Source organism: Ideonella lacteola (genome assembly GCF_038066555.1).
Taxonomy (GTDB): domain Bacteria; phylum Pseudomonadota; class Gammaproteobacteria; order Burkholderiales; family Burkholderiaceae_C; genus Ideonella; species Ideonella lacteola.
Genome location: NZ_JBBUTG010000026.1, coordinates 18,035 through 35,348, shown reverse-complemented (window position 1 = coordinate 35,348; position 17,314 = coordinate 18,035). Strand labels below are relative to the sequence as shown.

Annotated in this window: 27 protein-coding genes; 21 read left to right on the top strand and 6 right to left on the bottom strand. The window is 63.4% G+C overall.

Going from position 1 to position 17,314, the window contains the following annotated elements:
* Positions 1-10: 10 nt before the first annotated feature.
* From AACH06_RS25620 to AACH06_RS25590, 7 genes are all read left to right on the top strand, one after another.
* Entirely contained in the window at positions 11-223 is a 213-nt protein-coding gene (locus tag AACH06_RS25620) for a hypothetical protein (RefSeq protein ID WP_341428648.1), read from the top strand.
* Between the two features lie 513 nt (positions 224-736).
* The gene (locus tag AACH06_RS25615; protein WP_341428647.1) at positions 737-1,225 is read left to right on the top strand and encodes a hypothetical protein; all 489 of its coding nucleotides are present in this window, start codon (positions 737-739) and stop codon (positions 1,223-1,225) included.
* Between the two features lie 134 nt (positions 1,226-1,359).
* Positions 1,360-1,632: a hypothetical protein gene (locus AACH06_RS25610; protein ID WP_341428646.1), complete on the top strand. Its 273-nt coding sequence runs from the start codon at positions 1,360-1,362 to the stop codon at positions 1,630-1,632.
* Positions 1,633-1,694: 62 nt separating this feature from the next.
* On the top strand, positions 1,695-2,366 hold the full coding sequence (locus AACH06_RS25605) for a hypothetical protein (protein WP_341428645.1): 672 nt from the start codon (positions 1,695-1,697) through the stop codon (positions 2,364-2,366).
* A gap of 166 nt (positions 2,367-2,532) precedes the next feature.
* Entirely contained in the window at positions 2,533-3,393 is an 861-nt protein-coding gene (locus AACH06_RS25600; protein ID WP_341428644.1) for a hypothetical protein, read from the top strand.
* A gap of 106 nt (positions 3,394-3,499) precedes the next feature.
* On the top strand, positions 3,500-4,000 hold the full coding sequence (locus tag AACH06_RS25595; RefSeq protein WP_341428643.1) for a hypothetical protein: 501 nt from the start codon (positions 3,500-3,502) through the stop codon (positions 3,998-4,000).
* A 91-nt stretch (positions 4,001-4,091) separates the two neighbouring features.
* The gene (locus AACH06_RS25590; RefSeq protein WP_341428642.1) at positions 4,092-4,310 is read left to right on the top strand and encodes a hypothetical protein; all 219 of its coding nucleotides are present in this window, start codon (positions 4,092-4,094) and stop codon (positions 4,308-4,310) included.
* Between the two features lie 81 nt (positions 4,311-4,391).
* Here AACH06_RS25590 and AACH06_RS25585 read toward each other — a convergent pair whose 3' ends face one another.
* Positions 4,392-4,688, bottom strand: a complete 297-nt coding sequence (locus AACH06_RS25585; protein ID WP_341428641.1) for a hypothetical protein — start codon at positions 4,686-4,688, stop codon at positions 4,392-4,394.
* Between the two features lie 49 nt (positions 4,689-4,737).
* Between AACH06_RS25585 and AACH06_RS25580 the strand changes: the two genes are divergently transcribed.
* The 13 genes from AACH06_RS25580 (at position 4,738) to AACH06_RS25520 (ending at position 12,116) form a co-directional block, all read left to right on the top strand.
* On the top strand, positions 4,738-4,941 hold the full coding sequence (locus tag AACH06_RS25580) for a hypothetical protein (protein ID WP_341428640.1): 204 nt from the start codon (positions 4,738-4,740) through the stop codon (positions 4,939-4,941).
* 54 nt (positions 4,942-4,995) lie between these two features.
* On the top strand, positions 4,996-5,301 hold the full coding sequence (locus tag AACH06_RS25575; RefSeq protein WP_341428639.1) for a hypothetical protein: 306 nt from the start codon (positions 4,996-4,998) through the stop codon (positions 5,299-5,301).
* 5 nt (positions 5,302-5,306) lie between these two features.
* The gene (locus tag AACH06_RS25570) at positions 5,307-5,906 is read left to right on the top strand and encodes a hypothetical protein (protein ID WP_341428638.1); all 600 of its coding nucleotides are present in this window, start codon (positions 5,307-5,309) and stop codon (positions 5,904-5,906) included.
* Positions 5,907-6,133: 227 nt separating this feature from the next.
* Complete coding sequence (locus tag AACH06_RS25565; RefSeq protein WP_341428637.1) at positions 6,134-6,334, top strand: hypothetical protein; 201 nt, start codon at positions 6,134-6,136, stop codon at positions 6,332-6,334.
* Between the two features lie 2 nt (positions 6,335-6,336).
* Entirely contained in the window at positions 6,337-6,777 is a 441-nt protein-coding gene (locus AACH06_RS25560) for a hypothetical protein (RefSeq protein ID WP_341428636.1), read from the top strand.
* 8 nt (positions 6,778-6,785) lie between these two features.
* A complete protein-coding gene (locus AACH06_RS25555) occupies positions 6,786-7,031 on the top strand; it encodes a hypothetical protein (protein ID WP_341428635.1) in 246 nt (81 codons plus the stop codon).
* A gap of 4 nt (positions 7,032-7,035) precedes the next feature.
* Entirely contained in the window at positions 7,036-7,266 is a 231-nt protein-coding gene (locus AACH06_RS25550; protein ID WP_341428634.1) for a hypothetical protein, read from the top strand.
* Between the two features lie 409 nt (positions 7,267-7,675).
* Positions 7,676-7,957: a hypothetical protein gene (locus AACH06_RS25545; protein ID WP_341428633.1), complete on the top strand. Its 282-nt coding sequence runs from the start codon at positions 7,676-7,678 to the stop codon at positions 7,955-7,957.
* Between the two features lie 129 nt (positions 7,958-8,086).
* Positions 8,087-8,440, top strand: a complete 354-nt coding sequence (locus AACH06_RS25540; protein ID WP_341428632.1) for a hypothetical protein — start codon at positions 8,087-8,089, stop codon at positions 8,438-8,440.
* A 74-nt stretch (positions 8,441-8,514) separates the two neighbouring features.
* Positions 8,515-8,856, top strand: a complete 342-nt coding sequence (locus tag AACH06_RS25535; RefSeq protein WP_341428631.1) for a hypothetical protein — start codon at positions 8,515-8,517, stop codon at positions 8,854-8,856.
* Between the two features lie 134 nt (positions 8,857-8,990).
* Complete coding sequence (locus AACH06_RS25530; RefSeq protein ID WP_341428630.1) at positions 8,991-9,344, top strand: hypothetical protein; 354 nt, start codon at positions 8,991-8,993, stop codon at positions 9,342-9,344.
* A 304-nt stretch (positions 9,345-9,648) separates the two neighbouring features.
* Complete coding sequence (locus AACH06_RS25525) at positions 9,649-10,311, top strand: hypothetical protein (RefSeq protein WP_341428629.1); 663 nt, start codon at positions 9,649-9,651, stop codon at positions 10,309-10,311.
* A gap of 1,283 nt (positions 10,312-11,594) precedes the next feature.
* On the top strand, positions 11,595-12,116 hold the full coding sequence (locus AACH06_RS25520) for a hypothetical protein (protein WP_341428628.1): 522 nt from the start codon (positions 11,595-11,597) through the stop codon (positions 12,114-12,116).
* Positions 12,117-12,161: 45 nt separating this feature from the next.
* Here AACH06_RS25520 and AACH06_RS25515 read toward each other — a convergent pair whose 3' ends face one another.
* From AACH06_RS25515 to AACH06_RS25500, 4 genes are all read right to left on the bottom strand, one after another.
* Positions 12,162-12,824, bottom strand: coding sequence for an SOS response-associated peptidase (locus tag AACH06_RS25515; protein ID WP_341428627.1), 663 nt, complete (start codon positions 12,822-12,824; stop codon positions 12,162-12,164).
* Between the two features lie 87 nt (positions 12,825-12,911).
* Positions 12,912-14,849 (bottom strand): DNA cytosine methyltransferase, encoded by a 1,938-nt coding sequence (locus AACH06_RS25510; RefSeq protein WP_341428626.1) that lies wholly within the window; start codon positions 14,847-14,849, stop codon positions 12,912-12,914.
* Between the two features lie 66 nt (positions 14,850-14,915).
* Positions 14,916-15,209: a hypothetical protein gene (locus tag AACH06_RS25505; protein ID WP_341428625.1), complete on the bottom strand. Its 294-nt coding sequence runs from the start codon at positions 15,207-15,209 to the stop codon at positions 14,916-14,918.
* Between the two features lie 190 nt (positions 15,210-15,399).
* Entirely contained in the window at positions 15,400-15,606 is a 207-nt protein-coding gene (locus AACH06_RS25500; protein ID WP_341428624.1) for a TrfB-related DNA-binding protein, read from the bottom strand.
* A gap of 231 nt (positions 15,607-15,837) precedes the next feature.
* On the opposite strand from AACH06_RS25500, the gene AACH06_RS25495 reads away from it, so the two are divergent.
* On the top strand, positions 15,838-16,497 hold the full coding sequence (locus AACH06_RS25495) for a tyrosine-type recombinase/integrase (RefSeq protein ID WP_341428623.1): 660 nt from the start codon (positions 15,838-15,840) through the stop codon (positions 16,495-16,497).
* Between the two features lie 17 nt (positions 16,498-16,514).
* On the opposite strand, the gene AACH06_RS25490 is transcribed toward AACH06_RS25495, so the two are convergent.
* Positions 16,515-17,234 carry a toll/interleukin-1 receptor domain-containing protein gene (locus AACH06_RS25490; RefSeq protein ID WP_341428622.1) on the bottom strand — a complete coding sequence of 240 codons (720 nt, stop codon included), beginning with the start codon at positions 17,232-17,234 and terminating at the stop codon, positions 16,515-16,517.
* Positions 17,235-17,314 lie beyond the last annotated feature (80 nt).

The following is a 17,314-nucleotide window of genomic DNA, read 5'->3' as shown; positions in this document are numbered from 1 at the left end:
AAGGCGAGTAATGAACCTGAGACGAAAGATCGAAGCAGCCGTTGCCGCGGCGATGGCTGCGAACCCCGGTGACGCCAAGGCGGCTGCACTTGAAGCTTGCGCCGCATTCGAGTGGGAGGTCGAGGTGGGAGGCAACGGCTGGTGGGACGACGACCAAGAGTTTCTCGCCTACAGCCGCGACTGGATGCCTCCTGAGGTTCGAACAAAGCACGCCGGCGGATAGGGCCATCGCCTACACGGCTGATCTCCCCACCCTCCACCACTGCGCCCTTCCTGCAAAGGTCAACGCATGTTCTTTCGCAACGTCTTCTACGTAGTCGGGTTCACCTTCTTGCTGAGCTCACCTCTAGCGGCCCCGAACTCTTTGACGCTAGGCGACGCCATCTTCATCGCGACCACAGCGACCTTTGCGGTCCTGGAATCGCTCTGGCACTGGCACTTCGCCCGTACCGACGTTGCCTGACGCAATCCAAGCGGCAACAACGGCGCACAGTGATCCCGGCCAACTACCGCCCCTCGGGGCACGGCCCCTGGAAGCTCGGTCCCGCTGAGGCGCGCCGCATAACTCCGGTACACCCTGTCGAAACAATCGCGCTCGATGCGATATCTGCTTGAATCATCCGCTAGCCGTTGATACCATACACAACGGCCGCGCGGCGTCTCCTTTAATTCCGACCCACGTGACGCGGCTTCGAATCACCTCGATGAACCACCAACCCGCAAGGAGGAAATAAGCATGAACCGCTGCAAGGGCAACGCGATATTGAACTTGATCATTTTTCTGAGCGTGATCCTCATCGTCGTCGAGGTGATCCCTGACTACCTACCGGCTGATGCTGCCGACGTCCAAGCGTTGTCCAAGGCTGCTGCCTCAAACGAGCCGGCCAAGGCGGCACTTGTCGAAGCATTGAAGGCGAATCCGAACCCGAGTCGGGGCCAGCTGCGTCAAATCAAGCAGCACGTCGACGAGTTGTTGCTCGTCGCCGCCTCCCGCGAAGTGACCGGGGATGCGACGTTGCCCGCGCCGTCCGAGCTGAGGGCTCGTGACGCCAAGCTCCTTGCTGAACGGGAGAGTCAGATTCAGTCCAAGGATTGGTCCGGCATGACGGACGAAGAAAAAACCTGGTTCCTCGAAGCCAAGTACGGGTACGCGTTGATCTTCCTGTCCATCATCCTTGTGCCTTGGGTTGTGTTGAAGGCATTTCTCTGGCGCTTTCGGGGCTGAATTGGCACTGGCCCGTAGGGCGGGACGTCACCACGACGCCCGCCGTCGGAAGGGGGCCGCTGCAGTCTCTAGCCCACCAGGTGCGTGCTCATCCGAAGCGCGCCGGTGCCGAAGCCTTCCCACAGGGAACGTCGATGACCCTCGATGACGCGTCGCTCACCATCTTTGCTCTGTTCTCGCTGCAGTTGCTCGCGGCATTTGTCTTCGGTCGACTCTCCAGTCCCGAGCACGGCGTGTCGCGCCCGGCCTGGGCGGTGGCGGCTCTTGCCTTCGTTGCGGCATGGTTCCTCCCGTACCTGGGGGAAGCGCTGTACCCGGTGGCGGGTGTTGCCAGTGGCATCGGCATGCTTCACAGCAGCTGGCAACACGCGAAGGCGGCTGTTGTTCAGGCTCGGGACAAGCCATAGCCAGCCGGACGGTGGTCAAGCCAACCACCTGACGTGACCAGTTCGCACTACCCAACGCATCCATGCTCTACCTGCTCGCACTGCTCGCCTATCTCTCGCTGACGTACACCTACGCTTGGCGCCAGCGCCTGGTGCTGCAAGGCCTTCAGCCGGCGCCAGGTGAGGGCCGTTGGACGTCGATCTGGCTGATCCTGTCTTTCCTGCTGGTGAGCATGCCCGTCGGCCTGCATGGCCTCTACCACGCCCTGCAGCAAAGGTTTCCGCTCGACAGACCCGCCAACCTGGCCGCCAGTCTCATGCTGCTGGGCTCGGCCGTCGGCGTTGCGAGCTTGCTGCGAGCAACGCGCGCAGCAAGCGCGGTCGCCTCCGTGCCGGCCTCCACACGCATCGGCTACGCGTTCAGCATCGCACTGGCCGCCTACTTCGGCGTGGTCGCCGTGGACCAACTTCAATTCGGCTTGCGCGCCGGCGAAAACGATGGCTGGATGAATCCGAAGGCTTTCGCGATCGCTGCCCAGGATCTCGTCGACGTTGACTGCGACCAAGCGATCATGACCTACGTCGGCGTCGACACCGATGAAGCCACGTATCGATGCCCAGACGACATCGTCTTGTTCTGGCCCAGCTCGGTGCTCTTTGCTCCTTGGCCGAACTACCGTCAGGGCCACAGTCGAGCGTTGGGGCCCTCACTCAGGGCTTTCCACCAGCGAACCCAGGCCGACACCACACCTTGACCAGCGGGCTACCCGCGGTTCGTGTAGCCCGCCGCTCGACTCGCGCCTGCCCTTGCCTGCGCCTGTCACCGCCGGCCACCCCGCGCAGCCAGGAGCCGCACCGGCGCAGCGCGACGTGGTCCAGCGCCCTCTGCACCGCTCCAACGTCAGCAAACCAGGAGGAAACATGGAAGACTCTGCCGGACTACTTGCACTCGCAGACGAGGTGGTCAACGCACGCCAGGCAATCGCTGCCGCAGAAGCAGCTGTCGCCAAGGATAAGTTGGCGCGGGCCCAGTCGCTCATGGCGAGGCTTGCCGACGCATTCACCACCACCGCGCCCGAGGCAGAACTCGACGCTGCGAAGGCACGCCTGGACGCTGCCACCGCGAAGGGCACATCTGCCGCGCGCAACTGGATCCTCGAATCGGCTCGACAAAGCATGGCCAGCACTCCGGCGACAGCACAGCTTCACCAAGGCTGCCTGGAGCGCGTTTCTCAGTCGCAGGGTCGATACAACCAGGTCCGCAACTGGCTCGATCTTGCCCAGCACGCGAGCAATCAGCTGGAGAAGGCACAACGGGCTTGCGAATCAGCTTCAACGACCGAATTCCTCGACCTTCTCTCCAAGAGCAGGACCGTCTCCGTTCTGTCGTCGTTAGACACGTCCGATGCGGCAGACGCGATCAAGCGGGCACACCGCGCCTTGCAGGATCTGTCCCGAGCACTGCCGCGTCGGACTGAGCAAGGGGACATTGGCGTGCCGGACGACACACTCGACCTGGTGGTCGACTTCGTCTTCGACCCGGGCCTGGACCTCCTGTCTTGGCTCAATATGGACCAACTGGATAGCTCGGCGGAGCAGTGCCGGCAGGCCCGTCAAAGGCTTCAGCCACTGCTGGCCAGACTGGGCGAGGTGGCCGAGGCCGCCCGGCTGAAGCACTCGCATGACCTGGCGCAGGCCCAGGCACTGGAAAGGCCGTTTCTGGAGGCGGCGCTTGCACTGGTGCCGGAAGCCCTGCGAGGGCTCAAGCCGCTGGATCTGTAGCTAGACTCTCAAGCCAGACTGCCCGAGGCGACCCAGGTGGCAGATCTGCGCTCACCACCTGCAGATCACGTCGGGCGCCATATGTCCTCAACCCAGCACCATCACCTTGCCAGACCGCTCTGATTGGATCAAGCCGCTCGCTCCTCGCACTCTGGCCGACATCGACCGCGAACTCTCTGAAGCTCGCGCCTTGGTAGCAAAGCTCCAAGCCGAGCGCGACAACCTGCTTCTGGATGAGCGGCTGACTGCAATCGCTCAGGCACGCACGCTGATGCGCGCTCACGACATCTCCTTGGCTGACCTGGCCGAAGCGGCGCCGACGGGATCGCCCAATTCTTCGGAAGTTCGTGGCCAGCGCTCGGGCGAGCTCGGGCGCCCTACCCTCGCCAAGCGCAAGCGCGTTCTCAAGGGCGCGATGGCGCGACTGGATCCAGTCACCGCAGGAATCCTTGAGGCTGCAGGACTGTCAAGCCTGGAGGACGTGGTGCGCGCACTCGACGACGGCTCCATCGGCACCGTCAACCGCCTGGGCCCGGTCCGACGTGCACAGGTGGCCGACTGGATCGCGAAAGAGCGATCGGCGGCAATGCAAACTCTTCCGTCCTGACATGGCCAGGCCGGCGCCACCTGACGTCGGCCGCACTGCCTGCCCCACCGTAGGCAATCGCTATCATGTGCGAGCGCGCCGCCGTATCGCCATGACGCAGACAGAGACCACCCAACAAGAATTCCTCGCTCAGGCCAAAGCCGAGCTGGGGCTGCAATGGGATGATTTCGCGTTGATGGTCGGCGTGCACCCTCGCACGCTCAAGGCGTACCGGCTGCCAGAGACCTCCAGCGGCTTCCGCTCGATGCCCTATCTGGTCCGACAAGAGATCGAGCGCCGTGTTGAGCATTTGCGCCAGCAAGGGGCATAGGACACCAGTCGGTACCTGTGGGTACCTGGCTGGGACCAGGATCCAGGCCAGACCGGATCTGCCTCCGGTGGATAGCGATCGTCACACGCCGTTGAACGCGAACTTCGCAGAGTTCGCGATGCAAAGGTCAGCGACGCCCTCGCTCGCCTGCATGAGTTCGCCCGGTAGATAGGTGCCTGCGACGATGCCTTGGTAGCTGACCTGCAGACCGAGCAGGTCTTTGCCCTCTCCCGCCGCGTCCAAGAGGGCCTCCGCGACGCCCGCGAACCCCTCATCACCGAACAGCACCGTGTGGCCGTGCGTCACTTCGTACCCGTAAAGGTGCTTGTCCAGCTGCGACACCCGCAGCTCTGAGACTTCCCTGAACGCCGTTGTCATTGGATCCATTCCCTTCTACGCTGCCGGCTCGGTGCCCATCAGTCTCGACATGATCAACATCGACACCGACAAAGGCAAGGAGACGAGGACGCCGAACACCAGGAGCGAGTGGCTATCCGACAAGCCAAGGCTGTCCATTCATGCCTCGCTCCTGCGCTTGTCAACGATGGTTCAGCATATAAACCGCCAGACGTTGACGAAAACGCAACGCGCACACCGCTCAAAGCGCGTCAAGGGCGCGTTAATCGCTTGACATGGTACACAGTGTGTACCACACTGAACCCATCACGAACCCCACAGGTGCCCCATGGCTTCCACGCTGCTGCTGGACGACGGCGAGTTCCTCATCCGCCTCGCCACCCACCCCGCGACGTCGACCGACGTGGCGCCGGTCATTCTGGAGCGGCGCTGCCTCGTTCACGCGGCCGAGCGCATTGGAAGCGCAGAAATGCAGCCTGACGGTTCCTGGATGGCCGCGGTGGCGGCCGACAAGCGCCCACCGCAGTTGCCGTTCGACGTGGTCGCGCAAGGCGTGGCGCGTCTCGATGCCATCGTCGGGCTGTGGACCGCCCGACATCGCGCCTACATCGGCTACCACGCGCTGGGGCGCTGACCGGGATGAACGTCGAGGCGCAGTACAACAGCTTGCCCATGTCCGTCGTGGCCTGCCATGAAGCCGGACACGCCGCCGTTGCTCATCACCTGGGCGGCCAGGTGCATCTGCTCATCTTCGGGCGCAACAGGTCGGGCCGTGCGTTCGCCCGCGTCAGCTACAGCGTGAGCGACCTGCACCGCTACAAGCTGGTGCTGTCGGCCGGGATGCTCGCCGTCTTCTTGAATGACCAGGCCTTGCTCGGCGGTGACGCGAGCTGGGGGGCCTTGTGGCGCTGGGTGAACACAGAAACCGGCTACGTGCGGGCCATCAGCGGCGCCAGCGACTGGATCGAGATTCTTCGTTGCTCGAACGAGCGACCCGCTCAGGGCATCACGGAGTTCCTCGATCGTGCGGTTCGGCCCTACTTCGATGAGACCGTGGCGGCGCTGCGGGACTGCGAGTCACAGGCAAGCCGGCTGCGCCAGCTGATCCTGTCACGCCGGCACGGACTGGGCCCGCGCTCCCTGAAGCGCTTCTTTGCGGGAGAGTCCGCGGCTTGGGATGACTGGCTGGACTGGCCTCGAGTGCGAGTCGCCACCGCCCTGCAGGCGATGCGCGGATAGACACGTTTTTCGTCGGCACAGGCCGACACCACCGTCTCGGGCGGCTTCCCGAGCTCAACCTGGAGTTTTCTTCGATGCTTGCCACGCTAAGCGCCAGCCACCGTGCTGTGCCTGTCATTCGATCTGCCCGCGCGGCCGCCCGCTCGCCAAAGACCGGCTGGTCAAAGGCCTCAAGTGGCGACGACCGCGAGACAATGGAGCACCGTACCAGAAGCTCCGATACAGACATGACCTACCGCATCTACGTGCGCTGGCCCAACCAAAAGGTCACTGATAAGACGACGACCGATAACGAGATGGTGGCCACTCTCGCCTACGGCCAGCTGAACATCGCTGCCGATCGACTGCGAAGCGAAGGTGCCATCGGGATCGTCTACTCCTCCGACGGCAAGCAGATCGCCTACCGCGACCTCACCAAGGAGGAGTAGGGTTGAGTGCCAACCTGAACCGGAGAAGCGTCGCCGAGCTGATCGGGATACCGCTCAGCAAGGAACAGGAGCACGCCGTCCACGCGTACCTGGACACTCACCTGAAAGCTGCCAAGCGCCTGCGCCTGGTCGCGCTCGCGGCGATGATGCTCGTGGCGCAGGCCTTCCTGTTGCAGTGGGCCCTGCCTCCGGACGATTTTGAAGTCTTCCGGGTCGCCTACCGGTTCGTGCTACCGATCACCGCCGTGATGCTCGCAATCGCCTTGTTCACGCACCGCGCCCGCCTGCAGCTGGCCCACGAGAGCCTGTCCGAGGCCAAGCTCTTGGCCCGAGCACTGTCCAGCACGACTGCGATGGCCATGCACATCCGTTGGATGACCTACCTGGGGCCGCTGGGCAATAGCGTCTTGAACTTCCTGGCGACCAAGTCAGGGCACACCTGAAAGCCAAGATGAAAGAGATCCGGACCGTCGGCGAGTTGCAGCGACTACTGGCTGCCATGCCTCCAGACCTCCCCCTGGTCAAAGCCTTTGCGGGGCAGATAGAAGCCTTGAGGGTCGTGGCCGTCCGCGCCGATCTCACCGCCTTGCGAGCCGCCTATGCTGATCAAGAAGCTCCGTTCTTGAACAACCTCAATATCGAATCCATCCTCTTCACCCCGAGCCTTAGGGCGACTCCAACACAACGACAGGACTGACTCCATGGCATACGAGTTCACGAAGGCGAAGTTGGCGGCAGAGCGCAAAACCCTAATTCGGCGGCGCCTCGTTGTTGCCTTCGCGGCCGGGGTCGGCCTGGTCGTGGGAACCGCGACCAACGACGTGATTGGCAGCTTCTTTGGCACGAACGGGGGCAGCTTCTTGCTGAGCGCGTACTCGGCGATTTCGATCGCGACGATCGCTGGTCTCGCTGCCTACTACTTGACTTCCTGAACCTCTCGACCCATTGGCCGATTTGAGCCAGGTGTCCGTTACAGCGGCGGCAGGTCCAGACCCGGGACCGCCTCAGCGATCGACGCGACGTCTGCCGTCCACAACTGAACGCAACAAGGAAATCCGCGCGATGTCTACAACCTCCTCATGCGGCGTGGTCGCACGACCTACCGACTCTATCGAACGACTGGGCTTCATCGCTATCAGATATCGGGCGTGGATTGGTGAGGCTCTCGCTGTGCCCTTCGCAAGGTACGGGAGCACGCCTTCCGTCGACGTTTTGCGCGCGATGTGCGGAAGCTTTGACCTGATCGAGCATCTGGCTGAGGACTTCTTGATTGAGCGAGACCCGGCGTACCCGCACAGGACTCGCGAGCTGGCAGCATCTATCCTGGACCAGGCGGTGCGAATGAAGCGCCTGCTGCTTCAGTTTGGCACCGCTATGGGCGAGCGGTTGGTGCCGTCTTTGGGCGATCTGGAGCTGCTCTGCCAAGCCTGCGAGGCGAAGGGCGCTCGGCTCGACGACGTCTTGAGCTCAATGGGGCGCCCGCAGGCTCAGGTCGCCTCCGGTCTGCCGGAGGCAGCGACGCAGATGGCCCTCTACAACATGGGCGTCGAGACCGCGGTGCAAGGCTGTGCCGAGCTTGCGCAGCTGCGCACGGCGTGCGCCAGGCCGGTCGGCCAAGGGTAGTCGCCACACGCTGATAGGTGCGTTTGACGCACCTATGATTCCATCAAACCTCTCACCCGCGTCCCGGCAGCCGTAGCGAACGCTAGTGGCGCCAACGCATAGTTCAAGCACCAACCGGCAAGGCCAACCATGGGCACCCTCGACATCGCTTGGTTCATTGGCACCGTCCACGTCTCACTCCTGCTTGCCCTTCGAGCTGGATTTCTCAGTGAAGTCGATGACGATGCCAGCTATCGCTACATGGTGGTTGCGCTCTGCCTCCAGTTGCTTGCGTTGCTATGCGCCAGCCCCTGGCTGCTTCAGGTCTGGCAGCAAATCGCATCATTCTTCGACAGCGTGCAGCCCGGCGCACTGGCACTCTTCACCGCCACGGTGGTGATGCTGGTACCGGTGGTCGCCTGTCTAGTCGGCATCACGTCTGTGGTGATGTGGCTGGGCGACCAGCTGAGTCGCCGAGGTGCCCGGGCCTCAGCCGACCTTTAAAAGGTTGCTGGATGACTCGGGCTATCCAGCCGTGCGGCCAGCCGCTCGATGCGCGTAAGGGAAGGAACCAGGAGATGCAAGACTTCTTCAAGCTCCGGGTCACGTTCTGCGACAGCGAGAACAACGGATTCGTGACCCTCGGCGGAGCTGGGTTTGACACCGCGTCGGAATGGGAGCAACAGTGGGACACCATTCCCGCAGCGGACCTCGGCTATGACGATCCCGGGAAGCTGATCCTCGACAAGATCGACCAGCGGGGCGACCTTGTCGAAGAGCGACCCATCACACGCGCAATCGCTGAAGCCCTACTCGGCGAGCCCCTTGAGACGCTGATTGAACGCGGCCGCGCATCGACTGCCTTCACGTGGGGCCAAGCGAAGGCTGCGATCGAAGCGACGTCTGCGATCAAACACTGACCCAGGAGAGAACCATGAACAGCTTTTGGCCGTGGGTTCGCAAGATCGGCGAGAGAGCGCCTGTGCCAACACTCGGGTCGTCGGACGAATCTGCCACTCGCGTCCGCTCGCTCAGGCGCATTGCCTACGGCTCTTTGCCGATCGCCTTCACCCTCGCCTTCGCGACGCTGATCACTGCCGTGGAGCTTGAAGGTTCGCGGGCAGACGAGGCGGTTGCCCTATGCACACTGGCCGCGCTGGTCGTGGGCCTGGCAGCACACGTGGCCGCCTCGTTTCTGGACTCATCGGATGCGGGCGACTCATGGGGCGTCGATGACGATCTGGAGAGCCCCTCCACCCGTGCGATGGACAAAGTCTATTGGCTGATGAGCTGGCCGTTGTTCCCGCTGATCGTGCCGGCCATTCTTGTGCGCGAGCATGTCAACGCGAAGGTGGCAGCCCGCGCGGCGATCGACCGAAGTCGCCGCCGGTCTGTTTCCGAGCGGTGAGGCGACAGCGCTCGGCCAGGAGATACCACCATCCCAGATGAAGCAGACAGCATCGACTCAAGCGCCCAGGAGATGCCCCGATCGGGAAAATCAAGCGCTTCGCCAAGGAAATGAAGCGCGCGCAGGGCATCCCTCACACGCTCGCCCTCGATCGCGTGGTGCAGCGCTACGGATTCGCCAACTACGCGGCTTACCTCAGCGAGCATCCCCAGGAGGAAGCATGAATATCGATGACTGGACCGTGGCCGCCGCGTTCATCGCTTCATGACACACATGATTGCATCGAACCCGTGAGATTGGCTGCATGATGACCTTGCTCTTTGTCGGCACCGCGTTTGCGCTCGGCGTGCTCGTTGGAGCCGGCTTCGTCGTATGGCGCCGGGAGCGGATGGCACATGCCAGCCCGTGGGAAACGCCGAGAACCCAGTATGTTGCCGCGCTGCATCGCCACGGTGCCCGCGCAGCCTACGAGCAGGCCGACCAGGCCAAAGAGCTTGCGAAGGTGCGTGAGCAGTCTGACAACTTGTCACCAGTTGGCGCGCTCGAACGGCACCCAGTGGCGGATGGACTCGCCCTTTTCGAGGACGGTCTGCTCGTCCTTCCTGATGGTTCTCGCGTGGTCTACCGTGATGCGCTGCGTATCACGATAGACAGCTTACGGGCAGGCTATGAAGCACTGCACGAGGCTTCGGAGCTGCTGACCGAATACGCCGAAACGCTGACGCTCGATCGGCTTCGTTCGCATCGCAGTCACAGCATGCGTGCGATCACCGGATTGGGCGCCATGTACCCCTTGCAGCCCACAATTGTCCAGGTAGCGCATGCGCTCGGCGCCGATCCAGACGATGCCACCGTGGGCGTCGGTGGCGCCGCGCTTTGGGCGCGAGTGCGGCAGATTCGCGAACGAGAGAAGAATACCGATCCACGCATGCCCTTGTGGGCTGCCTCACCAACCGAAGGGAACTGATGTGAGACTTCAAAATGAATGCTACTGATTGGGTTCTCACGCAAGCGGAAGCCCAAGGGGTCGACCTAAAGACTGACGGGTACGCTTGGACCACTCTCGCCGATGATGCCGTCGACAAGTTCGACGTTGGCATCGAGCATCTGGATGCTTCGTTGTGCGCCGTCCTGTCACTCGCCGCGCCTCCACCCTCGCCGCTCCGCCCCGACTCTTTTGAAGCCGTCGGCCTAAAGGTCATTACAGATCCAGTAGCGGTAGCTCGGTATGGAGCCATGCTGAGGGTGAAGACTTTGAGCGAATTGCAGGAATGACGCGTGAGACGCCTTTGAGGCTAGCCGCACTTGTCGCACTCAATCCGACTTAATCGCACCGAACTTGCCTCGTCGCATTCAGCTGGGCGTCTTACATGGGCAGCCGCAAGGGCTCGCGCCCACCAAAAAAAGGCCGCCCCGGCCGCTGAGCTGGCCGGAGCGCAAATGCCTGAACGCTTGACGTTCCGACACCTGCTCAGGGAGGTCAAGCAGGGCATCATTTCACAACGACGCGGGGCGCAGTCTACCTGCTCCAAAAGCAGGCACCGGAACCTAAGTGACCGTCGCACGGCAGGTTTCCTGCGTCGCACCCCGGTTCTGCACAGGGTTGTGCACTGCGCCGGTGGACAAAATGGCGCCAGTCCTGACCTCGCCTTGCACATCGATGTGCGCGGCAGCGCACCGCGCCCCGCAGCCTTGTAGCAACAGCGGCGCGCGATGGCCGTACTCCAGAACTAAAGTTGGCGTTCTATGTCGATCTCATGTCCCCAGTGCCACAGCAACCGGACGCAACGAAGAAGCGTTGCCTGGCGAGAGGGCCTCGGCGTCGTCGAGCATTCCGACGGAACGCGCAGTGCTCGCACATCCTGCATCGCCTCGAGTCACGCGCCACCTGACCCTGTGGGCACTTACCTTGAGCAGGTGATAGGTGCATGCATCTTCGCCGTCGCCGGGGCGGGTGCCGTCTTCGCGGCCTTCAGTCTTCTGCCGCCTCTGTTCGCCCTCGGCGTCCTTGTCGTGGCAATGTGGGCTGGCTTGAAGCTCTCGCACTACCTCGCAATCAACTGGGCTCTCTTGGCGCCCAGCAAACATCGACAAGCCGTAGCGCAGAACGCCACGGCCGTGACCGAGTACGGCAAACAATGGCTCTGCAGAGCCTGTGGTGAGGTCTTCATTCCAACTTCGACACCCACCCCGATCCGAGAGCCGTCAGACCTAAGGCGCGATCCGGTTCGGAGCCAAAGATCTTGAGGCATGCTGTCCGAGTCATTGAAGCCGATCGGTTTCGGCACGTTTGAGCAAGAGCCGTGGGAAGACTTTCGCGCCAGGCTCTCAATCCCCGCTGATGGCCCAGCCAGCCAGTTCTATCGCCAAGTGGTCTACGACCACTTTGTGCACTTCAATGAGCACTACCCGGACTTCGTGCTGTCCGACTACGAGTTCAAAGACTTGTTGCTGACGGCCCAGCAGGCCCGGGATCAGATCCGGTTTTTCCGAGGCGATACCCTAGACAACTGGGGAATGCAGTACGACGAATTTGAAGCTCGGAACCATGACTACGTCATCTACCAAAGCATGGCAAAAGCCAAGACCTTCCCCTTCCCCCCGATCCTCCTCGATGCCTCTCGACTGTCCGGCACAGGCTGGAGGGAATGTGGGAAGCCCTTGCATTTGGTCGAAGGGACCCATAGGGTCAGTTACCTACGAAGAATGCTCGCCCGGCAAATCGTGACGCCTGACAGCAAGCACAGTTTCGTACTGCTCAAGCCCAAATGAGTACGTTAGCCGTGGTCCGCGCCTTGCCGTCTTGGCCACGCCGACTCAAGGTAGCGGCTTGGCGTCGAACGCTTCCACGGGAGCCAGCTGGATGAGGCTTTGCGCCTCTTCCATGCTTCCGAACAACCATCGGTCTACGTCGGCTGCTTCGATCGGCACCACCGAGCGTTTGTCCTGCTCGTCCGGGCCCAGCTTGGGGTCCGGCTTGTGCATGCGGTTCATCAGCGAATGTGCATCCGCATTGAGCGTTAGCATCGAGTAGCTTTCGACGATTTCCCCGGTGGCTTTGTCCGTCCAGGTGTTCCATATCCCGGCCAGGCCCCAAGGATCGCCGTCCGCCCTGGCAAACCGCCACCACACGTTTTTTCCGCTCTCCCAGCAAGGCTCGTCGAAGGTCCACGCCGGGATGATGCAGCGCTGTCCACGTTGCCAAGGGACCTTGAAAGTCGCCTTCTGCGTCAGCTCCTCGGATCGGGCGTTGTTCGTTGAGTAGGTGAGCTTTGCGGTCTTTGCGAACCACGGAACCAAGCCCCACTGTCCGACCACCAGCTCGCGCGCCGGCGCCCCTGAGTCGCGCTGGCCACGGATGAATGGCCCAGGCTTACGCGGAAAAATCTCTCTGCGAGCCCAGGTGACCGGCAGCTGGCCGCGAAGATCCCACATCCGCTCAATGACAGCCTGTTCGGGCGATACGTATCGGTTGCACATGGCGGATCAGATTGTGTGCGTTGAATCGGTAGCGCCCCGGCGGCCGTCCAGGTCGACCCAAGTCGACGCAGGTCGATTCTGCACGCTCTACGCCGCGGCGGCACCACCCAAGCCACTGACGCTGATCGCCATGGCCAGCGGCTGGACCCAGACGGGGGCAGAGCTGAGCGAGAACGTTTCGCCACTCCACGCCAACAGCAGCGTTCGGCCCATCTCGCTCGCGATGGCCTGGGCGGAATCGCTCGGCACGGCGTTGCCGATGCGTTCGCGCCAAGCGCTGTCGCTCTCGCCTTCCAGCCGGAAGCCCCCGCAGCGGGCCCGACGCTCGTCGATCTCCCGCTGGGTCACTGGATCGCTGGACCAGTGTTCTTCAGGATCGAACAGGCTCTGTAGCGCGGCCAGCTCGAGCGTGGTGAAGGGGCGATGCCAGGTGTTGTCGAGCGACAGGATGCGCGTGACCAGCTTGGCGTCCTGTTGCGGCATGGGACGCGGGTCCGCGACACTCCAGCGGCCGTTGTCGTGGCATGCGGCCGCGCTCACGGCACCGGCGGTGCCATCCCAAGGCACCACACCGTAGTGCCCACCGGTCAGGTAGGCCTCGCGATCACCGGCCATGCCGCTGCGAGGATCGGCCACCGATAGCCAGCCACCTTGGACACCCTTGCCGCCGGCGATCACAGTTCTGGAGGGTTCCTCCCAACGCTGCACCACCAGGTTGTTGCCGTGCCTGTCCCAGCTGGGCCTCGGATCGGCGACGCACTGGCCGGTGCCATGTGCGCCCGTCACCGCGCAGCTCGATCGGTCCCAACGCACCACCCTAAACTCGTTGGAGTGCTTCGGCGGCCCGATGTGGCGTGGATCTGCGACAGACCCGTAGCCGCTGCCAGGAGCCAGCTTGCTGGTCACCGTCGAGCTGGGCTGATCCCAGCGACGAACCCCATAGGCCTGGCCGTCGTTCCAGGCCTGGCTTTGTGTGAATCGCGGGTCTGCGATCGACCCGGCGCAGCCTTGCTGCCCTGGCGCCTGGTCGTCAATGGCCGGGCGCTCACCACCCGCGAAGCGCGCGCCTTCGCTGTCGCCGCTGCCGCCGCTGTCGCCAGGAACAATCACGAAGTCCCGCAGATGCCCATCCTCCACCGCCAGGCGGTTCAAGCTCCGCCAGTCGCTGCCGGCTTCCACCAGCGCGAGGCGAACCCAGGTCTTCCAGGCGAGCGAAGGCATGCGGTGCATCGGGCCCGCTCGAAGCTCTCCTGGCATCGGCATGCGGCCGAGCACGTCGCCGACGGCACGCAGCGGCTTTCGCTGCGGCTCGTAAAGCAATGGCGGCACCTTCTGCGTGTGACGGGCTACCAGCAAGAAGCGCTTGCGGCTCTGGGCCAACCCGCCGAGCTCGCCACAGTCGTGGGTGGTCTCGGCCGTCGCATAGCCATACGACCTCAGCAGGGCCGTGATCTGGTCGAGCAAGGGCCTGCCTCGGACCTGGGCCCTTGGAACGTTTTCGAACAGCACCAGCTCGGGTGGGTCATCGCTCCAGGCCTCCAGCATCAAGAAGACGCCACGCAGGGTGAGCCGGTTCAGGGCCTGATACCTCGCGGTCTTGCTCTTGGTCTCGCTCAACAGCCCTGAAAACCCTTTGCAGGGAGCGGAGATGAATGTGACCGCAGGCCTTTGCCCACCGGCTGCCTTTCGAATGTCGTCGGCAGTCGCCTCGCGCCACCCACGCGGCGGATCCTCGCCGTGGAACGCGCGGTACTGCTCGCGATCGAACAGGTCGAGCACGGTCCCCTTGACGCCCGCCAGGCGCTCAAAGTCCTTCATGGCCAGCGGATCCACATCCACGCCGCCGATGCAGCGAAAGCGCGCCTGCAGGCGCCCTACCCTGGCGTGGCCAAGGTTGAAGCCGCGGGCGCCCCCTCCCAGGCCTGCGAACAGGTGGAAGTGGCGTATCTCGACGGGAATGGTGTCGTCGCGACGAGGCGACCTGGCTGAATCACCAGTGCATTCGCGGTTGTCGGTGTGCCCCATGGCGTTGGATCTCCCTGCAGCATCAGTGGTTGCCGATGCGCGCAGAGGTCAGCCACCAGCTGCGCGTCAGGGGTTCACTATAGGTGCGTTTAACGCACCCGTCAACGCCAGCTTGGCGCCCTTCTTGGCGATCACCGGGCCCCAGCTCTCGATGCTGTACGTGGGCCCATCTTTGGTGATCGTCATGCCGGCCTGGGCGACGGCCGCGCCGATGAGCGCGCCGACGGTCTTCTTGTCGACGCTGCTGAGTGCGCTGATCTTCACCAAAGTCGCATCGGGGCCCAATGCATCGATGGCCGCGAGCACGGCCAGCATGCGTCGCAGGTCGCCTTTGGGGTAGGTGGGAGCTTTGGCGGTCATAGTGCGATTAACGCACCATCATAGCCCGGTGCGCGGCGGGCTGTCGCCGGTCACATCGCGCCCGTCGTGCGTGCGTGGGCGCGCGGGTGCATGCCTGCGTCTGGCGATGAACGCCATGGATGAAGTCCCGGCCGTGGAAGGGTCGGCGCGATCGTATCAACGCCCAGGCCATGACACAAGATCGACTGCGCTACTTGTACAGCCGCCGCAAACGCTCGTGAACTTCGACAAAGCGCTTGGTGGCGCGGTGCACGGACTGCGGGGTCACGCCGACGGAACGCGCCGCCTCGGCGTTCGGAACGTCATGCAGGAGGACCAGTCGCGCGCCTTGGCGAGCGGGGTCTTTGCTGCGGATCAGCTCGGCGATGCAGTCGAACTGCGCTTCCGTCATCTTCATGGCGCTGATGATACCCACTCAGGCATGGATAGCGAAGATGGCCATCGCGGTGCCGGCGGACACCAGGCGGACACCAGGCAGTCGACCCGCCGGGTTTGGCGGTCTGTGAAGTGGAGGATGACGCAGCGAAGTTTCCGAGGTTGCGAGGCGGGGCGCGGACTCGCGGCACGGTTTGGCGTGGCGCTGGAGGAACCGCCTCGTATGCTGGCGCCATAGGAGGACGGTTCAGAGATGGCAAAGCCCCCAGTGATCGAAGACGCGCAGATGAGGCATGCCTTCAAGGTGGCGGCCGTCACCGGGCAGACGCCGGCTCGCGATGTGGCGCTGCTGCACGTTCTCTACGGCACCGGCATGACGGCGAGCGAGGTAGCCCAGCTCGAAGTGGCCGACGTTCTGGACGAGCTAGGCGAGTTTCGTCGGCAGTCAGAGGTACGCGTGGCGATTAGCTTCAACGGTCGAAGCCGGCCGGTGTATTGGGTCAACCAGAAGGTGCGCGATGCCATGACGACCTACTTCGTCGAACGGCTGAAGCTCGGCCACGGCGTCACGGCGTGGCGCTCACAGTGGCGCGGCCTGGTACATCTCGGGCCCGTCTTCCTCACGAACGACGGGCGCCCCTTCACTCTGACGACGCGAAGGACGGCAGCGGGCAACACGTCGCGGTCATGCGAATCGTTGACGGAGGTGATTCGCAAGCTGCACGACCAAGCCGGCATCGAGGCGGCGGGGGCAAGCGCAGCGCGGCGCACGTTCGGCGTGCGCCTAAAGCGCGAAGGCTACGACCTGCGGCACATCCGCGAGGTGCTGGGTCTAGCCACGCTCTCGGCGGCAAAGGCGCTGTGCGATGGCGACCCTGTGGACCTTGGACGCATCGTGTCCAAGGTCATCTGAAGGGCCGTGGCTTTTCGTTAGGCCGAGACCTTCACCAACTCAGCGACCTTCTCCGCAATCGAGGCCATCGTTTCTTCCTTTGTGTCCAGGCCTGTCCGCGACGCGAGCAAGGGGCTCTCGTTCCGAAGTTCGTCGTAAGTGGTGCCATGCACGATTGGCACGAGACGATTGCCGGCGAGCAGCGCAGAGAGTTCCTTGTCGGCAACCCCCTGATTCGGAAGCCCCTTGATGAAGCTCGGCGTGACCAGCACGAGCCCAATGCGCGAATTCGCCAACCCCCGGTCGATGGCCCTCATCATCGACACCCCGAGGCCAAGGTCCAGTTCGCTGAACCAGGTCTTGACGCCCGCTGCCTTGAGCGCATCGTCAAGCTCCTTGGCTGCGCCCTTCCGGTCAGCCCATGCGTGGCACAGGAAGCAGTCGCGCAGATCGGGCTGTTCGGCAGCAACTTTCTCAACGGCTTCGCGGACTGGTGTGAGTGATTGAACCTGGGCCGGCGTGTAGAAGACCGTAGAGCCGGAGCGCGACCACCGCGGACGGGAACTTCCGCCCGACGAACCCCCGCTCCCTCCTCTGTAGCTGCTGCTCGATCCGCCCGAGGAATACGAGGGGTAGGACGGGGTGCTGTACCCGCCGCCATAGCTGTACCCGCGACCGTATTTGTATCGGCATGCCGGACAGGCTGCTGCTGCTGCCGGCGAGCTGTGACCGCGAACTGGTGCTGTGCACTGAGCCACTGTTTGATCTCCCCTGTTTGCTGTGACAGATCGAATCGTATCGCCACCCGCCAATGTATACCCATTGGGTATACACTGGC

What these genes read in the sequence shown, in the direction of transcription:
- AACH06_RS25620 (WP_341428648.1), top strand. Translation starts at nt 11, where the DNA reads ATGAACCTGAGACGAAAGATCGAAGCAGCCGTTGCCGCGGCGATGGCT.
- AACH06_RS25615 (WP_341428647.1), top strand. Translation starts at nt 737, where the DNA reads ATGAACCGCTGCAAGGGCAACGCGATATTGAACTTGATCATTTTTCTG.
- AACH06_RS25610 (WP_341428646.1), top strand. Translation starts at nt 1,360, where the DNA reads ATGACCCTCGATGACGCGTCGCTCACCATCTTTGCTCTGTTCTCGCTG.
- AACH06_RS25605 (WP_341428645.1), top strand. Translation starts at nt 1,695, where the DNA reads ATGCTCTACCTGCTCGCACTGCTCGCCTATCTCTCGCTGACGTACACC.
- AACH06_RS25600 (WP_341428644.1), top strand. Translation starts at nt 2,533, where the DNA reads ATGGAAGACTCTGCCGGACTACTTGCACTCGCAGACGAGGTGGTCAAC.
- AACH06_RS25590 (WP_341428642.1), top strand. Translation starts at nt 4,092, where the DNA reads ATGACGCAGACAGAGACCACCCAACAAGAATTCCTCGCTCAGGCCAAA.
- AACH06_RS25585 (WP_341428641.1), bottom strand. Translation starts at nt 4,688, where the DNA reads ATGACAACGGCGTTCAGGGAAGTCTCAGAGCTGCGGGTGTCGCAGCTG.
- AACH06_RS25580 (WP_341428640.1), top strand. Translation starts at nt 4,738, where the DNA reads ATGATCAACATCGACACCGACAAAGGCAAGGAGACGAGGACGCCGAAC.
- AACH06_RS25575 (WP_341428639.1), top strand. Translation starts at nt 4,996, where the DNA reads ATGGCTTCCACGCTGCTGCTGGACGACGGCGAGTTCCTCATCCGCCTC.
- AACH06_RS25570 (WP_341428638.1), top strand. Translation starts at nt 5,307, where the DNA reads ATGAACGTCGAGGCGCAGTACAACAGCTTGCCCATGTCCGTCGTGGCC.
- AACH06_RS25565 (WP_341428637.1), top strand. Translation starts at nt 6,134, where the DNA reads ATGACCTACCGCATCTACGTGCGCTGGCCCAACCAAAAGGTCACTGAT.
- AACH06_RS25555 (WP_341428635.1), top strand. Translation starts at nt 6,786, where the DNA reads ATGAAAGAGATCCGGACCGTCGGCGAGTTGCAGCGACTACTGGCTGCC.
- AACH06_RS25550 (WP_341428634.1), top strand. Translation starts at nt 7,036, where the DNA reads ATGGCATACGAGTTCACGAAGGCGAAGTTGGCGGCAGAGCGCAAAACC.
- AACH06_RS25545 (WP_341428633.1), top strand. Translation starts at nt 7,676, where the DNA reads ATGAAGCGCCTGCTGCTTCAGTTTGGCACCGCTATGGGCGAGCGGTTG.
- AACH06_RS25540 (WP_341428632.1), top strand. Translation starts at nt 8,087, where the DNA reads ATGGGCACCCTCGACATCGCTTGGTTCATTGGCACCGTCCACGTCTCA.
- AACH06_RS25535 (WP_341428631.1), top strand. Translation starts at nt 8,515, where the DNA reads ATGCAAGACTTCTTCAAGCTCCGGGTCACGTTCTGCGACAGCGAGAAC.
- AACH06_RS25525 (WP_341428629.1), top strand. Translation starts at nt 9,649, where the DNA reads ATGATGACCTTGCTCTTTGTCGGCACCGCGTTTGCGCTCGGCGTGCTC.
- AACH06_RS25520 (WP_341428628.1), top strand. Translation starts at nt 11,595, where the DNA reads ATGCTGTCCGAGTCATTGAAGCCGATCGGTTTCGGCACGTTTGAGCAA.
- AACH06_RS25515 (WP_341428627.1), bottom strand. Translation starts at nt 12,824, where the DNA reads ATGTGCAACCGATACGTATCGCCCGAACAGGCTGTCATTGAGCGGATG.
- AACH06_RS25510 (WP_341428626.1), bottom strand. Translation starts at nt 14,849, where the DNA reads ATGGGGCACACCGACAACCGCGAATGCACTGGTGATTCAGCCAGGTCG.
- AACH06_RS25505 (WP_341428625.1), bottom strand. Translation starts at nt 15,209, where the DNA reads ATGACCGCCAAAGCTCCCACCTACCCCAAAGGCGACCTGCGACGCATG.
- AACH06_RS25500 (WP_341428624.1), bottom strand. Translation starts at nt 15,606, where the DNA reads ATGAAGATGACGGAAGCGCAGTTCGACTGCATCGCCGAGCTGATCCGC.
- AACH06_RS25495 (WP_341428623.1), top strand. Translation starts at nt 15,838, where the DNA reads ATGGCAAAGCCCCCAGTGATCGAAGACGCGCAGATGAGGCATGCCTTC.